The sequence below is a fragment of the Psychrobacter namhaensis genome (genome assembly GCF_016107545.1).
Lineage (GTDB): Bacteria > Pseudomonadota > Gammaproteobacteria > Pseudomonadales > Moraxellaceae > Psychrobacter > Psychrobacter namhaensis.
On the sequence record NZ_JABASS010000003.1, the window covers coordinates 85,908 to 105,973 of the forward strand.

Sequence of the window (20,066 nt, forward strand, 5' to 3'; positions counted from 1 at the left end):
ATGGCTTTAGGAATCTCACTGTCATGACTGACGCTACCAACGGATCAGACAACTCACGCAAGTTAAACGACTCAGAATCACCAACCACACCAAACAGCCACGACAATGAGCAAACACCTGCCAGCCCTGACGTTGATGAAGGCAGTGCTGACCAATCGAGAGCGGCGCCCAATTATCAACGCACACCTGCAAAAACAAATAAGCCCGCCATGACAAAAAAAGGACTGCTCACTTTACTTTTTTTGATCGTAGTGGGCATCATCGCTTATGGTCTGTATAAGAGTAATCAGCACAGCGAGCCTCAAGTTGTGACGCTACAAGGTCAAATGCAAATGCAGCAAACGTCTATTGCGGCAAAAGTGCCAGGCCGGATTGCTCAAATTTTAGTAACAGAAGGTGATATGGTGACGGTTGGTCAGCAGCTGATTGAAATGGACTCGCCTGAAATTAACGCCAAGATCAATCAAGCACGAGCCGGCAAGCAAATGGCACAAAGTCAGTTAGACAAAGCAGAAAATGGTGCCCGTCCACAAGAGATCGCTCAAGCAAAAGCGGCATGGCAAGCCAATAAGGCCGCGTCTGATTTGGCAGAAAACACGTATCAGCGCGTCAACCGCCTTTATGAAGAAGGGCTAATGGCACGGCAAAAACGCGATGAGGCGTATGCACAATACCTAGCCACCCAAGATCAAACCGAAGCCGCGCGCTTGCAGTATGATTTGGCGATGGAAGGGGCGCGCAGTGAAGACAAATCAGCCGCGATGGCGCAAGTCGCCCAAGTCGACGCCCAACTAGAAGAAGCACTGGTAGCAAAAGAAGAAGCCAATTTAACAAGCCCTATCGCTGGTGTTGTTGATGATGTCATTGTTAATGCTGGTGAAGTTATCGGTCAAGGCGTGCCTATCTTGACGTTAGTCAACACCAATGATCAATGGGTGGTGCTAAACGTCACCGAGACGTATTTGAATCAGTTTGCGATTGGTCAGCAGTTTACTGGTACGATTCCTGCTCTCTCGTCAGCCAATAAACCTTATACCAAACTGTTTACCGTCTATGCCACGTCGACGCTGTCTGACTTTGCTACTTGGCGCCCGACCAACAATGATGACGGCTTCGATGTACGTACTTTTGAAGTAAAAGCACGGCCAACGACTCCTGATGCACGTATTCGCTCAGGTATGAGCGTTATTGTACGTATCAATCCCGCCCCTAATAATCAAAGCCAAGAGTAAGCCATGCGCCTGACTAAGCTAAGTGGGGCTTTTGTCCGTAGCGCGGCCTACGAGCGACGGTTTTTAGCCAAAAATCCATGGGACTTTACCATGGTAGTCTGGATACCACTCGCAACTGTGCTGCTGATTTGGTGGATATTTTCCCGCACTCAGGTAACAGATTTACCCATTGGGGTCATCGATCAAGACAGCGGCCCTATTGCCCACACTGCCGTACGTTACTTAGAAGCCAGCCCTACTCTGACGGTAAAACAGCGGTATTATTCAGAGGCTGAGGCAGAGTCAGCCATCTTGCAACGTGATATTTATGCTATCGTCGTTATTCCTCATAACTTTTCTCGCAATATTTTATCGGGCAAGCCAGCCCCACTGATTTTGCAAGTAAACGCTCAGTACGGTACGCATTCAGGTATCATTCAAACCAGTGTCCAAACCATCGCAGGTACATTATCAGCAGGCGTTGAGATACAGCGTTTAATCAAGCAAGGCATGGCGCCGTCGCAAGCAGCAATCGCTTACTCACCGATTAAAATACAACGCATCAGCCTATTTAACGCAGCAACCGACTATCAGCAGTTTTTAGCATCAACCGTTATTCCTGCGCTGCTACACATTTTGGCCATGGTTATCGGTGCGACGACCATGGGCCGTGAGCTGCGTGATAGAAAACTTGGGCACTGGTATCGTTTTATTAATACCAGCCCGCCTAACTTGACCTTATGGACGCACCGTAAAACAAAATCAATCTTAGCAACAGATCATCCAAAAAACCGTCAAGAAGGGTGCAAAAAGGATAAGATCCCTAGTAAAAGCACAGCTACCGAACAAATAGACGTTTTGGTGTTGTTGTTTGGCTTACTGGGGAAATATTTTTGGCCGATATTGGCCTATAGTGGTTGGGCGATGTTAGCGCTCTGGTTTGCCACCCCCCAAGAATCCATTGCCATCCGCTCAGTCACGGTCACCTATATCGGTCTGATACTACTGCTGACGCTGTCCTTTTGGCTCGGTGCTATTTTTACCTTAAGCTCATTCTCGTTACGGATGGGCCTGTCTTCTACGGCGTTTATGTCAGCACCTTCTTACGCCTTTGCTGGCGTCACTTTTCCTTATATGGCCATTAGTGACAGCGCCCAGCGCTGGTCCAACGCTCTACCACTGACCCATTATCTAAAGCTGCACATTGCACAATTGCAGATGCAGGCGCCTGTGGCGGTGTCGTTGCCGATTGTTTATGGGCTTACCCTTGCGACATCGATTGCGCTGTTTTTGACCGCGTTATTAACCAAACGCGCACTTTTGCATCCTGAACGTTGGGGGGCACGCTAATGTCACGGTCATCACACCATAATGTGTCTACCACAGCAGCAGACTCAAAAGCACACTCGTCCTCACAAAAATTTTTAGGCAGTTTTTTACAAACCATAACAGATATCTTTTCTGATAAAGGCGTTCTTTTACTATTAATGATTGCCCCTATCATTTATGGCTTCTTCTACCCTTGGCCGTATTCAACAGAAGTGGTCAATCATGTGCCAGTTGGTATCATTGATAACGACAATAGCAATCTATCACGAACCATCGTGCGCTATGCCAGTGCCAGCCCCCAATTGGATACAAGACACTTTCTCAATGAACAAGAAACTAAAGAAGCCATGTGGTCAGATGAAATCGCTGGATACATGATTATTCCAAGCGGACTTGAGCAGCAAGTGTTGTCTGGAAAAGCCGCTTACGTCAGCGTCCTTGGTAATGGTGGTTATTTTCTGTTAAATAAAAACGTACAGATGGGGTTCTTAAAAGCCGTTAGTACGGTATCAGCCGGTATTGAGGTTAAAAAAGAGGTAGCACAAGGCGCATATTTAGCGACGGCAGCGGCCAACACTCAAGCGGTGCCATTAGAGATTACTCCTTTATACAATCAAACAGAAGGTTACGGCGCGTACGTCGTGCCAGCGGTCTCTATTCTTATTTTGCAACAAACACTTTTAATAGCGACGGCGATGCTGATTGGCACGCTATATGAGCAACGTCGCCATACCACCAGTGTTCGTGGCTGGCTTGGGCGTATTACGGCGCTTAGTATGTTCAGCTTCATTGTTGGCTGCTTTTATTATGGTTGGGCATTTGAGCTACATCACTATCCGCGCGGGCAAAACATGCTTGGCAGCCTGCTATTTCTGCTGCTGTTTTGTCCGACCGTGGCGACGCTTGGGTGCGTACTGGGGCTTTGGTTCCGTCAGCGTGAGCGCAGTATGCAAATTTTGATTTTCAGCTCCCTACCCATGTTTTTTGTCAGTGGCTATCCATGGCCAGCCAACCAGCTGCCCGAGTTTTTACAAATAATACGTTGGTTGATACCCACCACCCCTGCTATTAACACCTCTGTCCAGCTGAACCAAATGGGCGCCAGTGTCTCACAAGTCGCTACTGGATTTTATGCGCTTGCTGCTTTATGGGTATGTTACTTTGTCCTGCTCATGTTGATCCGCTGGCACAACTCTGTAAAGCAAGATAACGCCTTGCTCTAAGGCACATTTAACAGACAACAATCAGCCAAAAAAAAGCGCCCACAACATTAGTGGGCGCTTTTTGTATTTATTTTAGACTGTCAGATCTTAAAAAACCCGATTCAAGCCGTTCAATGCAGCCACGCGGTAAGCTTCTGCCATCGTTGGATAGTTGAAAGTCGTATTGACAAAATACTCAAGCGTATTATTGCTCTTACACTTCATTACTGCTTGGCCAATATGGATAATCTCTGAAGCATGGTTACCGTAGCAATGTATGCCTAGGATTTCTAGCGTATCACGATGGAACAAAATCTTTAGTACGCCCGAACGTTCACCGATGATTTGTGCCCGTGCCAAATGTTTAAAGAACGCTTGACCCACTTCATAGGGGACTTTTTCATCCGTCAGCTCTTGCTCTGTTTTACCGATACATGAGATTTCAGGAATCGTATAAATACCCGTCGGTACACTAGATACTGGCTCAGCATCACTGTCACCCACCATAAAGGCAGCGGCACAGCGCCCTTGGTCATAAGCAGCAGACGCAAGCGATGGCCAACCAATGACATCCCCAGCCGCATAAATATTTTCGATCTCAGTACGATACGTGTCATCCACTTTTAATTGACCACGACTGTTTGCTTTGAGACCAATGGCTTCTAAGTTTAAACCTTCCGTATTACCTGAGCGACCATTTGACCAGAGAATGGCATCAGACTTGATTCTTTTGCCACTCTTGAGATGTAAGACCACATAATCATCATGAGTCTCCAGATAATCAATCTCTTCGTTACTCCGGATAAGCACACCAAACTGTCTAAAGTCATGCGCGATAGCATCACTAATTTCACTGTCTAAGTAGTTGAGTAGCTGATCTTGGTTATTGATTAAGTCAACTTTATAGCCAAGACCGGTAAAAATAGAGGCATACTCGCAACCAATGACACCGGCACCATAAATGATGATTTTTTTAACCACATAATCCATTTGCAAGATCTTGTCAGAGTCAAAAACGCGTGGATGGTTAAAATCTAGAATATCAGGACGATAAGGACGGCTACCGACGGTGATAATCGCTTTATTAAAAGTGATGGTTTCATAAACATTGTCATCCACTTCAATACGCAGCGTGTGGGCGTCGACAAAGCTCGCCCACCCTTGAATGACTTCAATACGATTGCGCTCATAGAATCGTGTATGCGTACTGACTTGACGACGGATCACTTGACGCGCCTTAGCCAACACTTCATTTAGCGGCACTTGCTTATATTCCATCGCCTTGGTAAACATAGGATCACGGCGAAAGTTAATCAAGTTAAATACGGATTGGCGTAATGCCTTACTGGGAATGGTACCGACATGAGTTGAATTACCGCCTACTTGGTCACGCGGATCGACCACGACGACTCTTTTGCCAGATTTGGTCAGCTTCATGGCCGCCGCTTCACCAGCTGGACCTGCCCCTAAAACAACGGCATCGTATTCATACTCGTGATTGTCACTTTTTAGACGGCGAGAGTCTTTAGTAAAACCGGATTTGATATCAATTCGCGTGTCATCGAGCGGATTAACAAGGTCAGGATGATGCATGACATCATCAGTGACCTGCTCGTGGGTTTGCTCTATTTTTTGCTTTTTGTTTTTACCTTCGGTATGTTCAGGGCTTGGCACGTGTCCGCTTGATTTATTTGATACTTCGGTATGAACGTCTTTACCCGTATCATTGGTCTCGTCAATTGCACTTTTACTTACCATGGTGTCCTCTTTATTTATTGGTTCTATTTAAGGTGTGTATGTAAGAGTTGATATTTTTCAAATTTAAGCTGGCTAGCAAAGGTTTGCTTACCATACATCGTGAGTGTAGGAAATTTTTACAATGTTGATGACAGCAACCACTATATATAAGACAGTATCTCATCAACCGATTCGGCGCTTAAGTCCGGTCATCTGTAGGATACGCGTGGCAATTTCTTCAACAGACATCTCAGACACATCTAAGCTTGGGATGCCATGAGTGATATAAATCCCCTGTATCGCACGCTGCTCTTGCTGACATTGCTGATAGCTAGAATATCGACTGCCCGCGCGGCGTTCCTGACGAATTTTTACCAAGCGATCTGTGTCAATTAATAGACCAAACAGCTTGTCCTTGTGCTCACGTAACGCTTTTGGTAGCTGATTGTCATACAAATCATCTTCAGTCAGAGGATAATTGGCGGCGCGAATACCAAATTGTAATGCTAAGTATAATGACGTCGGTGTTTTACCCGAACGCGATACCCCAATCAGAATAATGTCTGCTGCGTTATAATGGCGAGTCCGTGCCCCATCGTCATTGTCTAAAGCAAAATGAACCGCATCGATACGTTCTTTATATGTCTCAGAGTCAACATCATCGTGTGCATGACCTGAATGTCCATCTGGCTCCACGCCAGTCTCTTCAGCAACGCGCCCAATCAAGCCTTCATACATGTCTAAATTACAGCTTTGGGCAGAGTTGATCTTTTCACGAATCTCAGGGCTCACAATCGTATCAAACACCAAGGGCAACAAACCGTCTCGTTGATAGGCCATATTGATCTGCTCGACCGCATCTTCTGCCCGTTCCAAACTATCCACATATGGCAATACTCGGGTCTCAAAAGGGACCGAGGCAAACTGACTCAAAATAGCACGGCCAAGCGTTTCAGCGGTAATCGCTGTACCATCCGAGATAAAAAACGCCGTTCTAACAGCTTGGGAGCTGTCTAAGTTGAGCGCATGGCGGTTTTGAATAGTGGGATTCACTTGTTCCGCTGGATTGCTTGAATACATAACTGTGGCACCTCGATTAAAAACACAATAGTGACCTTCATTGCGCTTGTGTCTCTCACCTATTTTTAACTGATGTTGCGTGGTCTGACGGGACGCTTTAGATCAGCACTGATATTGACTACTTATATCAGAACCAGTCTCTACTATTTATGCCATACATTATACGCATAATAGCGGCCTAATAGAAATCAATGTTACAGGTGTACACCTAGAAATCCACATAGAAGCTCATGTAGAAACTCATATAGAAACCCAGACTGTTTTTAGTCTGCTCCTCTTAATTGATTGTACTTATCGTAACGTTTCAGGGGTCACCTTGGTTAAACTTGCCTAATGTGTGGCAAGATACACATCACAGAACATATTAAGCCCGCTTTTATGCCGTTAAATTTACTTGTTTATAAGCCCATTTCTTAAAACCGTGAAGTCGTACGGGCATATATTGACCTTGTGTAAGGCCTCTTTATTCACCTCTGAAAATTAATAATAACCGCGACTTCTATGAATGTGTGTAGCAAACTCGACAATTTGTATCTTTTTAACAAGTTTTTTGGTTCAACCCCTCGAAATTGTCCTAATATAGCGGTATAATTTACCGTTATAATCTTTACTAAATAACCTTATTTTCTGGAGTTATCATGGCAGCGCAATCTACAGCACTTGTAATCAATCTTGATCAGCTAGGAAAAGACGACATTGATATGGTCGGTGGTAAGAATGCCTCACTTGGCGAGATGATCAGTCATCTTTCTGATTTAGGCGTGAGTGTGCCAGGCGGTTTTGCCACCACTTCAAATGCATTCAACCGTTTTTTAACAGAAACCGGCTTGCTGGACAAAATCAATAGCGAGCTAAAAACGTTGGATGTGAATGATGTCAATAAGCTTGCTGCCACTGGTAAAAAAATCCGTACTTGGATTATTGAACAAGAGCTGCCTAAAGATCTTGAGCAAGAAGTGCGTCAATCATTTGAAACCATGAGTGGCGGCGAAGACATCGCGGTTGCGGTACGCTCTTCTGCCACTGCCGAAGATTTGCCAGATGCGTCATTTGCCGGTCAACAAGAGACCTTTTTAAACATTCGCGGTATTGATAACGTTCTGATTGCTATTAAAGAAGTGTTTGCATCATTATACAACGACCGTGCCATCTCTTACCGTGTCCATAAAGGTTTTGAGCACGAAGGTGTTGCGCTATCTGCAGCCGTACAGCGTATGGTACGCTCAGAGACTGGCGCTGCGGGCGTGATGTTCACGCTCGATACCGAAAGCGGCTTTGATCAAGTGGTCTTCATTACCTCAAGCTACGGTTTGGGTGAAATGGTGGTTCAGGGTGCAGTAAACCCAGATGAGTTCTATATCTCAAAACAATTACTAGCCAATGGTAAGCCTGCCGTTATTCGCCGTAACCTAGGTAGCAAGCATAAGAAAATGGTCTATGGTGACGAAGGTAGCACGGCAAAATCCGTTAAAACCGTCGATGTAGAAAAACAAGACCGTATGCAGTTCTCTTTATCTACTGAAGAGCTGACCTCTCTTGCCAAACAAGCCGTAACGATCGAAAAGCATTATGGCCAAGCGATGGACATCGAGTGGGCAAAAGATGGCGACAGCGGTGAGATCTTTATCGTGCAAGCACGTCCTGAAACCGTTAAGAGCCGTCAAGACAGCAATGTCATGGAACGTTATGTCATCGATACGACTGGCGCAAAAGTATTGTGTGAAGGTCGCTCAATCGGTCAGCGTATCGGTTCAGGTAAAGTGCGTATCGTAAGCAACCTAAACGAGATGGACAAAGTGCAAGAAGGCGACATCTTGGTATCAGACATGACTGATCCTGATTGGGAACCTGTCATGAAGCGTGCCTCTGCTATCATTACCAACCGCGGCGGCCGTACCTGTCATGCTGCCATTATCGCGCGTGAGCTAGGTGTGCCAGCCATCGTGGGTTGTGGTAACGCCACTGAGCTATTGGTTGATGGTCAAGAAGTGACCGCTTCTTGTGCCGAAGGTGATACTGGCTTTATTTACGAGAGTCTGATTGATTTTGAAGTACAGACCAACTCTGTCGAGTCTATGCCAGAGCTTGCGTTCAAAGTTATGATGAACGTTGGTAACCCAGATCGCGCATTCTCTTTCACGCAAATGCCAAACGAAGGTATTGGTCTTGCGCGTCTTGAGTTCATCATCAACCGTATGATTGGTGTGCATCCAAAAGCGTTGCTCAACATGAACAGCTTGCCACGTGAAATCTCGCAAGCCATTCAAGAGCGTATCGCAGGCTATGCCTCACCGGTTGATTTTTATGTTGATAAATTGGTCGAAGGCATCTCAACGCTAGCCGTTGCCTTTATGGATCAGCCCGTTATCGTACGTATGTCAGATTTTAAATCAAACGAATACGCTAACCTGCTTGGCGGTAAGTTGTACGAACCATCAGAAGAAAACCCAATGCTTGGTTTCCGCGGTGCTAGCCGTTATGTCTCTGATAACTTCCGTGACTGCTTTGAGCTTGAATGTAAAGCGCTGAAACGTGTACGTGATGAGATGGGCTTGACCAACGTCGAGATTATGATTCCATTCGTACGTACGGTTGGCGAAGCCGCTGAGGTCATCGAGTTACTGGCAAAGAATGGTCTAAAACGTGGTGAGAACGGTCTACGTGTCATCATGATGTGTGAACTACCGACCAACGCCCTACTAGCCGAAGAATTCCTAGAACACTTCGATGGTTTCTCAATCGGCTCTAACGACTTGACTCAGCTTACCCTTGGTCTTGATCGTGACTCAGGCATCGTCTCACATCTATTTGATGAGCGTGACCCTGCTGTTAAGAAACTGCTCACTATGGCGATCGATGCCTGCCGTAAGCAAAACAAATACGTGGGTATCTGTGGCCAAGGACCATCGGACCATCCAGATCTTGCTTTTTGGCTCATGGAGCAAGGTATCAGCTCTGTGTCATTGAACCCTGATTCAGTGTTAGACACATGGTTCTTCTTAGCTGGTGAAGAAACGAAATAAGCCATCACGTTCAGTCACAGCAGTAATTCACACAGTCATTAAAGAAACAATTATTAGGGTCTATTTGAAAAATATTAAATAGACCCTAATACTAGGTATCATATATAGTGACTTAAGATATGACTAACTATGCAGGCAATTATGCAGATTTTCCTTGCTCGAAATAACGTACAAGCTGGTCCATACGATTTGGAGCAACTTAATATCATGTTGGCGTCTGGTGAAGTATTACTAGATGATTTGATGTGGCACGAAGGCTTAGATCAATGGCAGCGCGTTGGCACCTTAACCAATAATCAAACGGTTTATAGACCGACCAATATTGGCAGTTCGGATGTTAATGACTCTATTATTAATAACGTCACGATCTTTCCTGAAGATAAAGCCAGTAGTGATCAAGATGGCAAGTCAGTATCGTTAGATAGATTGTATGGCAAGCCTGAGCGGCCAAAAGACACAAGTAAAAAAGTGAAAGCTGACATGACAAGCAACCGTCAGCAAACACCGCATAACAACGTGTCCTTAAATAAATCTAGTATCAAAAAAACCGCTACGGATAAAGACAAGGTCATTGGAAACGTCGTACTTGCGCCTATCATGTCGCGGGTGCTCGCTACTGCCATTAATGGCTTACTGTATCTATTGGCCATTTTTCCACTAGTGATGGCTTTGACCAACATGGATGTGGATTATAGTAAATTTCAAAATATCCAAGATATGGACGCCGCTTATCAGTATTCCATGACGCTGATGGAAAGCCTTCCTAGCAGCACACTGATGATGTCGCAAGTCATGGTCTTTGGTTTATTTGCGTTGCAGTTGGTCTTTATCACCATGCGTGGTCAGTCACTCGGTAAGCTGCTGACGGGTATTCGCGTCGTGGATCAAACCACGCATCGTCTGCCATCATTTACCAAACTTATCGGTGTACGAACGTTACTGCTGTTTATTATTTACAATTTATTGTTCTCTTTTACTAGCTTCTTAGGTTTTGTCATTATTGCGGTTCACTATTATATGGCCTCTAAAAGCGCCAAAAATATTGGTTGGCATGATAAATTGGCTAAAACCTTAGTGGTGAAAGCTGACAGCAGTCAATTGGTCAAAGAACCCAAGATAAAATAATCGATTTTCATCCTGATGGTTAGTTTGGTTCTTAATCACATGCCTGAGTTCTTGCATAAAAAAGCAGCGTCTCATCGTTGCTTTTTTGTTGGTAATAAACAATGGCGTGTTGGCATATTTTATTATGGGCGCCTGAGTGATTAACCTTTGTGTTAATCACTAAGTACTGTTATAATACGGCGCTTTATAAACTAAGCTTATCCTCTCCTGTATTTTTTATATTTACTGGACATTAGGTTTACCTTATAAATCTCCTTGCTATTAACATAGGGTTAATAGCTACTAATCCGTAAGGAGTCATAATGCGACATTACGAACTGGTGTTACTTGTACACCCAGACCAAAGCGACCAAGTGGTCGGCATGGTTGAGCGCTACATCAAGTTAGTTCAAGACAACAACGGTGTTATCCATCGTCTAGAAGATTGGGGCCGTCGTCAACTGGCTTACCCTATCAACAAGATTCACAAAGCTCATTACGTTCTTTTCAATATTGAAACTGACGGCGAGACTTTGGCTGAACTTGAAGAATTATTCCGTTATAACGACGCGATCATTCGTAGTCTAGTTATGCGCCGTGACGAAGCTGTCACTGAAGAGTCGCAGTTAGCCAAGAATGCCGATGAAAAACGCGCACGCAAAGCAACTACTCGTCGTCCAGACAATCGTGAAAACGATAATGACGACAACGACAACAGTGAAGACTAATTAAAGGAGAATACTCATGGCACGTTTCTATCGCCGTCGCAAATTCTGCCGTTTCACTGCTGAAGGCATCACTCACATCGATTATAAAGATGTTGAATTGCTAAAACAGTACATCAGTGATAATGGTAAAATCGTACCTAGCCGTATTACCGGTACCTCTACTAAATATCAGCGTCAACTAGCGACTGCTATCAAGCAAGCTCGTTACTTATCGCTACTTCCATACACTGATAACCATCAAGGTTAACCGCTAACTAGGAATGACTCATGCAAATTATTTTGTTACAGCGTATCGTCAACCTTGGTAAACTCGGTGAAACTGTCGATGTAAAACCAGGTTACGGACGTAACTTTCTTATCCCTCAGGGCAAAGCGCTACCTGCGACCAAAGCTAACATTGAAAAGTTCGAAGCACGTCGTGCTGAGCTTGAAGCTGAAGAAGCAAAAGAAGTAGCTGTTGCTCAAGAGCGTGCTGATGCTTTAACTGACGTTAATGTCATCATGCGTGCTAAATCAGGTGACGAAGGCAAGCTATTCGGCTCTATCGGTACTCGCGATATCGCTGAAGCATTGACTAACTCAGGTCTAGAAGTTGACCGTGCTGAAATCAAGCTTCCTGAAGGCACACTACGTCAAATTGGCGAATATAATGTTGATATTCAGCTACATCATGACGTTACTGCTAGCATCTTAGTTACTATTTTGTCTGAAGACAATAATAACGAAGATCTAGATGAAGAATCTGCTGATGAAGACTACTCTGAAGAGTAATTTTTGAAATAGTTAGATTCAGTCTGTAAAAAAGCCAACAACCTTGAGTTGTTGGCTTTTTTTTGTGTCAGTCTACTTACGGCTGTATACCAACATCATGACTTTATCTTACGCCACTATTTTGTGACTCTTGATACGTTAAACACGAATGCTTGCACCCACTTTTTATCCCTTATTTTAAAACTAGGTAGCGCGGTAACGGACGGTAATAAACAACTTAAAAGCTGTTACTAAACAACAAGATACTCCCTAAAAAATCATCTTTATTATTCTCAGTTGAATTGGTATCCTGTCTGTATCTTATTTACTAATAGAGCGCGATAATATGATCAATACCAATGATAAGTTGTTATGTATACGAGGTAATGACTTTTACTCAGAAGGCGAGGTCTATACCGTTGGTAGAATTGTAAATAACAAGTATTTTCAGCTACTTACCGGTAGTAACGATGATCACTGGTATGCCACACTCGATGAAAAAGGGATCTACGTAAGCTTTGACTCGATGTCAGCAAAAGACAATAAAGCATGGTTTGATAAGATAGCCTAGCAGTCAAAGAAGTCACCACATGCTTATACTCAAAATACGAATGGTCATGACACATGGCCATTTTTTTTGCTTAGTAGACGATTAGTAGTCTAGACGACTGCGCTCTTGATACTTTACCGAACGTGGCCACTCACTGGCTCTCGTCGGCACATTTTGCCCGTCAGCAATCATTTTAGCAGCAGTGATCCAGCCCGCATGACCGACAACTAAGGTAGGTTTGTTGTTCCTTTTGCCATTGTTTTCGATCACTCTAGCACTCATCCAGCCTTCAACACGATCAAAGAGCTGGTGTAAGCTTTCACCCTTATCACAAGCAAAGTGCGCAAAGTCATTACACCAGTCGTCAATTTCTTGCTGAGTAATCTGTTCCCACAGACAACCGTCCCATACGCCAAAATTGATCTCAGCAAGCTCAGGGGCGACTTGATATTGAAATCCACGTTGCGCCAATATCTGACCAACCTTGAGTGAGCGCTGCAAAGGACTGACCCAAATCACTCTAGGCAATTGATGCAAACGTACAAAGCGCTCGATTTTATTAGCAAGGCGTTTTAGTTTGCGTTTATCTACCGCTATGTCTGTCTGCCCAATGCACCTGCCCTGCGCGGTACGCGGTTTAGGGTGGCGCCAAATGTAGAGAACCATTAAGAGAGTGTTACCTTTTTGATGTTTAAATATTAGATAAACGGTAGCGATGCCGCCAGACCTACATAGATCGCCACTTCGCTCAGCTGCTGCGTGGCACCCAGCCCATCACCCGTATAACCATCGAGTCGCCTACGTAATAAGCGCCGCATGTAATCTGTGGCTATTAGGGCAAGTAATAGCGCCAACAGCCATTGACCCACACCAATCTGCTGTACCGTATAAGGAAAAATGAGCGTTACTAGTACGCCGGCTAACAGCAGCCAACCACTGCTTAATAGTCCTTGTAATGGCGTCAACTGCTGCGCCATGGGTTTGGCTTTGGCATGTTCGATCTCCCCGCCATAAGGCAGTAAAGCGAGCAGACTAATACATAGTAAACGTGATGCAGTGTGGCCAATGATAAGTGCGATGATAGCCACTGATGGTGGCATGGAGGCCAACAAGGTCACTTTGAGTAGCAGCGCTGACACTAGACCTAAAACACCATACGTTCCCAAGCGTGAGTCTTTCATAATCGTTAACGTACGCTCACGAGTCAAACCACCGCCCAAACCATCACAACTATCGGCCAAACCGTCTTCATGAAAAGCACCAGTAAGCCTAATACCAAACACTGTACTAATCACCGCAGCTACTAACGGCGTAAATAAAACACTGCCAAGCCAAAACACGCCAGCACAAAGTAAGCCAATCAGCAAACCGACTGCTGGAAAATGACGACTGCTCTGATGCAACCACTGCGGATCATAGCTGGAAAATGAGGGAACGGGCAGGCGCGTTAAAAACTGCATGGCAACCAGCAGCAGACGCCATTCATATTTTATGAGCTGTCCAACCGTTGGTCGCGTTGGTGCGTTCTTTGACGGTTTTGGTTGATTTAGCGACTGTGACATCAGTGGTTTTGTCCGCTAACACCAGCATCACTAAAACTTGCCATGTCATTAATAATGGCACAAGCAGACTGCAAGAGCGGATACGCTAGCGCCGCCCCGCTCCCTTCGCCTAAACGCAGGCCCACGTCCAATAATGGCTTAGCGTTTAACAACGTTAATAAGTGTGCATGCCCCGGCTCGACCGAGTGATGAGCAAACACAGCGTACTGCGCCACTCCTGGTGCTAAGCGCTCAGCGACTAACAAAGCCACACTGGCAATAAATCCATCCATTAAGAGAATACGACGCTCGCTGGCGGCTTGAATTAGCGCACCTGTCATCATAGCAACCTCAAGCCCGCCTAGTGCTGCGAGCGCCGCTAACGGTGCTGTTGCCTCACTATGACGCGCCAATACCTGCGTTAAAATATCGTGCTTGTGCTGCAACCCTGCATCATCAAGACCCGTGCCACGACCAATACAATCAGTAATAGGCACATCACCCAACCTTGCCAACAACAAACTGGCCGCTGAGGTGTTGCCAATACCCATCTCTCCAACGATCAACAAGTTACCAGGGGCCTCCTTAGCCACTTTCATACCGTTTTCTAACGCCGCCAAGCATTCACCCTCTGTCATGGCAGGCTCTGTTAGCGCATCGCGACTCCCATGACGTACTTTACAATCCAGTAGCTGCGCGTGGGGGGCAAAATCCGTATCTACGCCAGCATCGACTACTTTTAGCTCAATCTGGTGTTGGCGCGCCAATACATTGATCGCCGCCCCACCTTGCAAAAAGTTTTCAACCATTTGCGCGGTCACCGCACTCGGATACGCGGAGGTGCCATGTTTGGTTAAGCCATGATCAGCGGCAAACACCCGAATCTGTGGCTGCTCAATATGCGGCTTGGTGGTACCTTGAATCATCCCCAATTGCAATGCCAGCGCCTCTAACCGTCCAAGGGCACCAAGTGGTTTGGTTTTTAGGTCTAGAATTTGCTGGAGCTGTTGACGTCGTTCGTTATTCTCTATAGTGGCGATAGTGGGCGCAGTAAATGTGATCAAAGGGTAGCATCCTGATGTTGGTACATGTAAAACAAAACCACATACTAGCAGAGTGTGTGGTTTTTGCCATTAATAAAGTCATATCTGGGCCGAATAGGTTTCCTAGCAGCGCGTATTTACGATAGAATATGCCCCTTTAAAATTCCCTATCATTATTGATGCTAAGCTAAGTAATAATGGCATGAATAATTCACTAAGATATCAATTATATAGAGACAGTAATGATCGTATTTTGGCTTGTGCTGACCATTCTTTTTATTATTTTCGCCACAGCAAAGTTAAAGTGGCATCCTTTTTTAGTATTGATATTATCAGCCTTTTTGGTGGCCTTATTTTACCAAGTACCTCTTAACACTGTCGCTAAAACGATCTCTGATGGCTTTGGTGGTATCTTAGGTTACATTGGTTTGGTGATTGTATTTGGTACTATTATCGGTTTGATTCTTGAAAAAACAGGTGCCGCCATTGTGATGGCAGAAACGGTCATCAAAGTATTGGGACCACGCTTCCCTACTTTGACCATGTCCATTGTTGGTGCCGTGGTGTCAGTACCTGTGTTCTGTGACTCTGGTTACATCATTTTAAACTCTTTAAAGGAGTCTTTAGCCGAGCGTTTACGCGTGTCTAGTGTGGCGATGAGTATTGCCTTAGCAACGGGTTTGTATGCCACTCATACCTTTGTACCACCGACCCCAGGACCGATTGCAGCAGCAGGGAACTTGGGATTAGAGACAAATTTAGGCTTGGTCATCATGGTGGGTGTGGTGGTGACGGCTGTGGCAGTGTTGGCAGGCTGGTGGTGGTCGAACCGCTTCTTGAATGCCACTCCCGACAATATAGATGCGATGGACGCGCCAGCCGCGACACTACCTGAAAACATGAAAACCCGCGACGACTATAGCCACATGCCGTCAGCAACGATGGCGTTTTTACCCATTATCGTACCGATCGTCTTAATCTGCCTATCTTCCGTTGCTAATTTTCCAAGCACGCCATTCGGCAGCGGTATAGTGACAGACATCTTGGTGTTTATTGGCAACCCTCTCACCGCGCTGCTTATTGGTTTATTTCTGTCGTTTTTACTCATTAATACGGATCAAAAAACGCAGCAGATTAGTGACAGTATCTCACAAGGTTTGGTGGTAGCCGCTCCCATCCTATTGATTACTGGTGCTGGTGGGGCATTTGGTGCCATGCTAAAAGTCACTCCGATTGGGGATTATTTGGGCACGACTCTATCGGCATTAGGACTGGGTATTTTTATGCCGTTTATTGTCTCAGCCGCTTTAAAAACCGCGCAAGGCTCGACCACAGTCGCTTTGGTTACTACCTCGGCCATGGTTGCCCCACTATTGGATCAAATTGGTCTCGACAGTGAGCTTGGCCGCGTGTTTTGTGTCATGGCCATTGGTGCGGGCGCAATGACGATCTCTCACGCCAATGACAGCTTTTTTTGGATTGTTAGCCAGTTTAGTCGCATGAGTGTGGCACAGGCTTACAAAGCCCATTCAATGGCTACTGGTATTCAAGGCGTGACCAGTATCATGTTTATCTGGTTATTAACCTTGGTATTTATTTAACGTATTAGCGGCAATATTCAAAGAGAATTTCATGAAAATTTTAATCGCTCCCGACTCGTTTAAAGAAAGCTTAGAGGCATTAGATGTGTGCCATGCTATCCAGTCTGGATTTAGTCAGGTGTTTCCAAACGCTGACTATACGTTATTACCCATGGCGGATGGCGGCGAAGGTACTTCTGCGGTTTTGTCTTATGTGTTGGGTGGACGCTGGAAAGAAGTGAGCGTTCACGATCCCTTAATGAGACCAATTACCGCAAAATACTTGCTGTTACCTGATGCCACGGCGGTCATTGAAATCGCCCAAGCCTGCGGCTTACATCTGTTAACAGAGGCAGAGCGTAATCCTGTCGTTGCTAGCAGTTATGGTGTGGGTGAGCTTATTGCAGATGCTTTAGGTGAAGGGGTCAAACGCATCATCATCGGTCTGGGCGGTAGCGCAACCAATGATGCTGGTCTAGGCATGCTAATGGCGTTAGGTATGACGTTCCACGATGTGAATGACAGCCTACTCACCCACGGCGGCGGCGCGCTTGCCAGCTTACACCGATTAGATAGTACAAACCTTCATACAAAGGTGCGAGAGACCGTGTTTGAAGTGGCTTGTGATGTGACCAATCCACTGTGTGGCCTTCTAGGGGCGAGCGCAGTATTTGGTCCTCAAAAGGGCGCTTGTCCACAACAAGTCGCTGACTTAGACAAGGCGTTAAGCCACTTTGCCGCCACATGTGCTCAGCATGGCTATCCAGAATGTCAGGAAGTAGCGGGGGCTGGAGCAGCAGGTGGCCTTGGCTATGCCTTGATGAGCTTTTGCAATGCCCAGTTGAAATCAGGTTTTGATACGGTCGCCGAGGTTGCCAGCTTATCAGAGCATATTGCTGATGCGGACCTGGTGATCACAGGCGAAGGTAAGCTTGATGTGCAAACCGCAATGGGCAAAGTGGCGGGCGGCATCAGTCAGCTCGCCAAAGCCACTCATACGCCAGTTATTGCGATTTGCGGTAGCGTGGATGGACTAAAACCTACTCAGACCAATCAATTCGATGTCATTATGCCGAGTATCCAAAAGATCGACTCGATTGATAATGTGCTCCGCACGGCTTATCACAATATAGAGACGACTGCTGTTAACATCGCCGCAAGTATCAAACTTGGGCAAAACTTGAAATAATAGTAGTCTATCAAATGTAGAGCCATTGCATACCGTTGATAGCTCTACATTGAACCTTTACTTCAACACTGCTATAGCCATTTTTTTACTTCATCAATGACCGTGTGCATTCTGTTAGAGAGTGCATGCTGTCGTCTGACCGCAAGGTATAGCGTCTCGCTCACGGCAACTGGCAAATGATGGCTTTTGATCAGCTCAGGTTTTTGATAAGCCGCCACAGCATGTGCTGGCAAGACGGTAAAGCCTATGCCCCTACCAACTGGCTCTAAAATCAAACCAATCTGATTAGAAAAGCCTTTTTTGTCAAAGTCATTGATATGCTGAAATTCATCATAATTGGCAGTCAATAACATACCCGCATGATGGGCACCGTCTGGATGATCAATAAAACCAAGCTCTGTGAGCTTCTCCCAGCTTGGCTCTAACGTAGTGGCAGGTGTCACCAGTATCAATGCTTCTTGCGCCATAGGCTTGCAACTAACCGTCTCATCATCTGAGACATTTGTCATAAAACCAAGATCAATCTCATGATTGGCCAGCGCTCGCTCTATATCAGAATTTGGGGCAAAGCGATAATCAATCACTAGCTTTGGATGCTGCTGCTGTAACGTCAAAAGCTGCGGAAATAGCTTGAGCCCCACACTACCAGGCGACATTAAGCGCACGAGCCCTGCATAAGGGGGATCCTCGCCGATACGCTGCTGCAGATTTGATAAGCGCTGCAGTATCTCACCCCCTTCCCGATAGAGCTGCTCACCTGCGTTGGTCAATGAAAACAGCTTGCCTTGACGAATCAGTAGTTCTGTATCCAACTGCTCCTCTAGTTTACGCACGTGCTGGCTCACGCCAGACTGTGTCATGTATAGACGTCCAGCTGTACGAGTAAAGTGCCCAACGTCAACGAGCGTACAAAAAGTGCGTAACCATGTGATATTTATCATTAAAATTTATACTTATTTATATAATATTTGATAATTTTACATAATGACTGTGCGTTTGTACACTGATCTCACCTTAAATAAGCGTACAGCCAATAGGAGCACAAGCAATGAACAACGTTTATCCAAGAAGCTTTTCGCACATCGGTCTTTCAGTCCCTGACTTGGAGGCCGCCGTAAAATTTTATACTGACGTGATGGGTTGGTACACCATCATGGAGCCAACTGAGATTGTTGAAGATGACAGCCCGATTGGTGAGATGTGTACTGAAGTATTCGGTTCAGGTTGGGGCAGTTTCCGTATCGCTCACCTCTCTACTGGTGACCGTATCGGTGTGGAGATTTTTGAATTCAAAAATCAAGAAAACCCTGAGAACAACTTTGAATACTGGAAAACAGGCATCTTTCACTTCTGTGTGCAAGATCCAAATGTTGAAGCGCTCGCTGAGCGTATAGTGGCAGCAGGTGGCAAAAAACGTATGGAAAAACCACGCTACTACTATCCTGGTGAAAAACCGTATCGTATGATTTATATGGAAGACCCGTTCGGCAATATCGTTGAGATATATAGCCACAGCTACGAGCTTATCTACAGCGAAGGCGCCTACTAAGCCAAGCGTAAAAAAGGACACGATATCTTTATCATGTCCTTTTTTACTTTATACAGGCATTAAAATGGGTCTATTATTCAGCAGCGATGGCGATCATCTCAACCAATAACTCAGGACGTGCCAATGCAGACTCGCCGCACGCACGCGCTGGTGGCTGCACGCCTTCAAACCATTTATCATAGACTTCATTCATAGCCGCAAAGTCTGCCATATTTTTTATCCAAACTGTCACTGACAACAGCTTGGATTTGTCGCTACCCACTTCTTCTAGCAACGTTTGGATCTTTTCCAAACAAGTCAATGTTTGCGCTTTGATATCGTCTTCTGCATTACCTACCTGACCACATAAATAAATAGTCTGGTTGTGAATTACAGTTTTACTCATACGTTGATTGCTATGTAGCTTCTTTATCATGTCATATCCCTTTCATTTATGAATTTAAATCTATA

At 45.3% G+C, this 20,066-nt stretch carries 19 protein-coding genes; 12 read left to right on the top strand and 7 right to left on the bottom strand.

Annotated features, from left to right (window positions below):
* Positions 1-23 precede the first annotated feature (23 nt).
* From JFC06_RS04120 to JFC06_RS04130, 3 genes are read left to right on the top strand one after another with little or no spacing between them, the layout of a single operon-like run.
* On the top strand, positions 24-1,232 hold the full coding sequence (locus tag JFC06_RS04120) for an HlyD family secretion protein (RefSeq protein ID WP_198334071.1): 1,209 nt from the start codon (positions 24-26) through the stop codon (positions 1,230-1,232).
* A 3-nt stretch (positions 1,233-1,235) separates the two neighbouring features.
* Positions 1,236-2,561, top strand: coding sequence for an ABC transporter permease (locus JFC06_RS04125; protein WP_198334072.1), 1,326 nt, complete (start codon positions 1,236-1,238; stop codon positions 2,559-2,561).
* Positions 2,561-3,763, top strand: coding sequence for an ABC transporter permease (locus JFC06_RS04130; protein WP_193006171.1), 1,203 nt, complete (start codon positions 2,561-2,563; stop codon positions 3,761-3,763). Before JFC06_RS04125 ends, JFC06_RS04130 begins: the two co-directional genes overlap by 1 nt.
* A gap of 87 nt (positions 3,764-3,850) precedes the next feature.
* On the opposite strand, the gene sthA is transcribed toward JFC06_RS04130, so the two are convergent.
* Both sthA and ppsR read right to left on the bottom strand, forming a co-directional pair.
* The gene (sthA, locus tag JFC06_RS04135) at positions 3,851-5,500 is read right to left on the bottom strand and encodes a Si-specific NAD(P)(+) transhydrogenase (RefSeq protein WP_227670171.1); all 1,650 of its coding nucleotides are present in this window, start codon (positions 5,498-5,500) and stop codon (positions 3,851-3,853) included.
* Between the two features lie 162 nt (positions 5,501-5,662).
* Entirely contained in the window at positions 5,663-6,559 is an 897-nt protein-coding gene (gene ppsR / locus JFC06_RS04140; RefSeq protein WP_226949486.1) for a posphoenolpyruvate synthetase regulatory kinase/phosphorylase PpsR, read from the bottom strand.
* 638 nt (positions 6,560-7,197) lie between these two features.
* Between ppsR and ppsA the strand changes: the two genes are divergently transcribed.
* The 6 genes from ppsA (at position 7,198) to JFC06_RS04170 (ending at position 12,735) form a co-directional block, all read left to right on the top strand.
* Positions 7,198-9,582, top strand: a complete 2,385-nt coding sequence (gene ppsA, locus JFC06_RS04145; RefSeq protein WP_193006173.1) for a phosphoenolpyruvate synthase — start codon at positions 7,198-7,200, stop codon at positions 9,580-9,582.
* A 129-nt stretch (positions 9,583-9,711) separates the two neighbouring features.
* Entirely contained in the window at positions 9,712-10,707 is a 996-nt protein-coding gene (locus JFC06_RS04150) for an RDD family protein (RefSeq protein ID WP_198334073.1), read from the top strand.
* A gap of 302 nt (positions 10,708-11,009) precedes the next feature.
* Positions 11,010-11,414: a 30S ribosomal protein S6 gene (rpsF, locus tag JFC06_RS04155; protein ID WP_101205443.1), complete on the top strand. Its 405-nt coding sequence runs from the start codon at positions 11,010-11,012 to the stop codon at positions 11,412-11,414.
* 16 nt (positions 11,415-11,430) lie between these two features.
* Entirely contained in the window at positions 11,431-11,661 is a 231-nt protein-coding gene (gene rpsR / locus JFC06_RS04160) for a 30S ribosomal protein S18 (protein ID WP_010198808.1), read from the top strand.
* Positions 11,662-11,681: 20 nt separating this feature from the next.
* The gene (rplI, locus tag JFC06_RS04165) at positions 11,682-12,185 is read left to right on the top strand and encodes a 50S ribosomal protein L9 (RefSeq protein WP_193006175.1); all 504 of its coding nucleotides are present in this window, start codon (positions 11,682-11,684) and stop codon (positions 12,183-12,185) included.
* 325 nt (positions 12,186-12,510) lie between these two features.
* Positions 12,511-12,735, top strand: coding sequence for a hypothetical protein (locus JFC06_RS04170; protein WP_193006176.1), 225 nt, complete (start codon positions 12,511-12,513; stop codon positions 12,733-12,735).
* An 81-nt stretch (positions 12,736-12,816) separates the two neighbouring features.
* On the opposite strand, the gene JFC06_RS04175 is transcribed toward JFC06_RS04170, so the two are convergent.
* The 3 genes from JFC06_RS04175 to cobT are packed head-to-tail and all read right to left on the bottom strand — an operon-like array spanning position 12,817 to position 15,319.
* Positions 12,817-13,380, bottom strand: a complete 564-nt coding sequence (locus JFC06_RS04175) for a histidine phosphatase family protein (RefSeq protein WP_198334074.1) — start codon at positions 13,378-13,380, stop codon at positions 12,817-12,819.
* A gap of 32 nt (positions 13,381-13,412) precedes the next feature.
* On the bottom strand, positions 13,413-14,276 hold the full coding sequence (cobS, locus tag JFC06_RS04180) for an adenosylcobinamide-GDP ribazoletransferase (protein WP_198334075.1): 864 nt from the start codon (positions 14,274-14,276) through the stop codon (positions 13,413-13,415).
* The gene (gene cobT, locus JFC06_RS04185; protein WP_193006179.1) at positions 14,276-15,319 is read right to left on the bottom strand and encodes a nicotinate-nucleotide--dimethylbenzimidazole phosphoribosyltransferase; all 1,044 of its coding nucleotides are present in this window, start codon (positions 15,317-15,319) and stop codon (positions 14,276-14,278) included. The genes cobS and cobT overlap by 1 nt, the downstream gene beginning before the upstream one ends.
* Positions 15,320-15,540: 221 nt before the next feature.
* Between cobT and JFC06_RS04190 the strand changes: the two genes are divergently transcribed.
* Positions 15,541-16,899: a GntP family permease gene (locus JFC06_RS04190; RefSeq protein ID WP_198334076.1), complete on the top strand. Its 1,359-nt coding sequence runs from the start codon at positions 15,541-15,543 to the stop codon at positions 16,897-16,899.
* Positions 16,900-16,930: 31 nt separating this feature from the next.
* Positions 16,931-18,067, top strand: coding sequence for a glycerate kinase (locus JFC06_RS04195; protein WP_193006181.1), 1,137 nt, complete (start codon positions 16,931-16,933; stop codon positions 18,065-18,067).
* A gap of 71 nt (positions 18,068-18,138) precedes the next feature.
* Here JFC06_RS04195 and JFC06_RS04200 read toward each other — a convergent pair whose 3' ends face one another.
* Positions 18,139-19,008: a LysR family transcriptional regulator gene (locus JFC06_RS04200; protein WP_193006182.1), complete on the bottom strand. Its 870-nt coding sequence runs from the start codon at positions 19,006-19,008 to the stop codon at positions 18,139-18,141.
* Between the two features lie 107 nt (positions 19,009-19,115).
* Here JFC06_RS04200 and JFC06_RS04205 point away from each other — a divergent pair, with 107 nt between their 5' ends.
* The gene (locus JFC06_RS04205; protein WP_193006183.1) at positions 19,116-19,616 is read left to right on the top strand and encodes a lactoylglutathione lyase family protein; all 501 of its coding nucleotides are present in this window, start codon (positions 19,116-19,118) and stop codon (positions 19,614-19,616) included.
* A 73-nt stretch (positions 19,617-19,689) separates the two neighbouring features.
* Here the strand turns inward: JFC06_RS04205 and JFC06_RS04210 are convergent, their stop codons facing one another.
* Positions 19,690-20,028: a RidA family protein gene (locus tag JFC06_RS04210; protein ID WP_193006225.1), complete on the bottom strand. Its 339-nt coding sequence runs from the start codon at positions 20,026-20,028 to the stop codon at positions 19,690-19,692.
* Between the last annotated feature and the right edge of the window lie 38 nt (positions 20,029-20,066).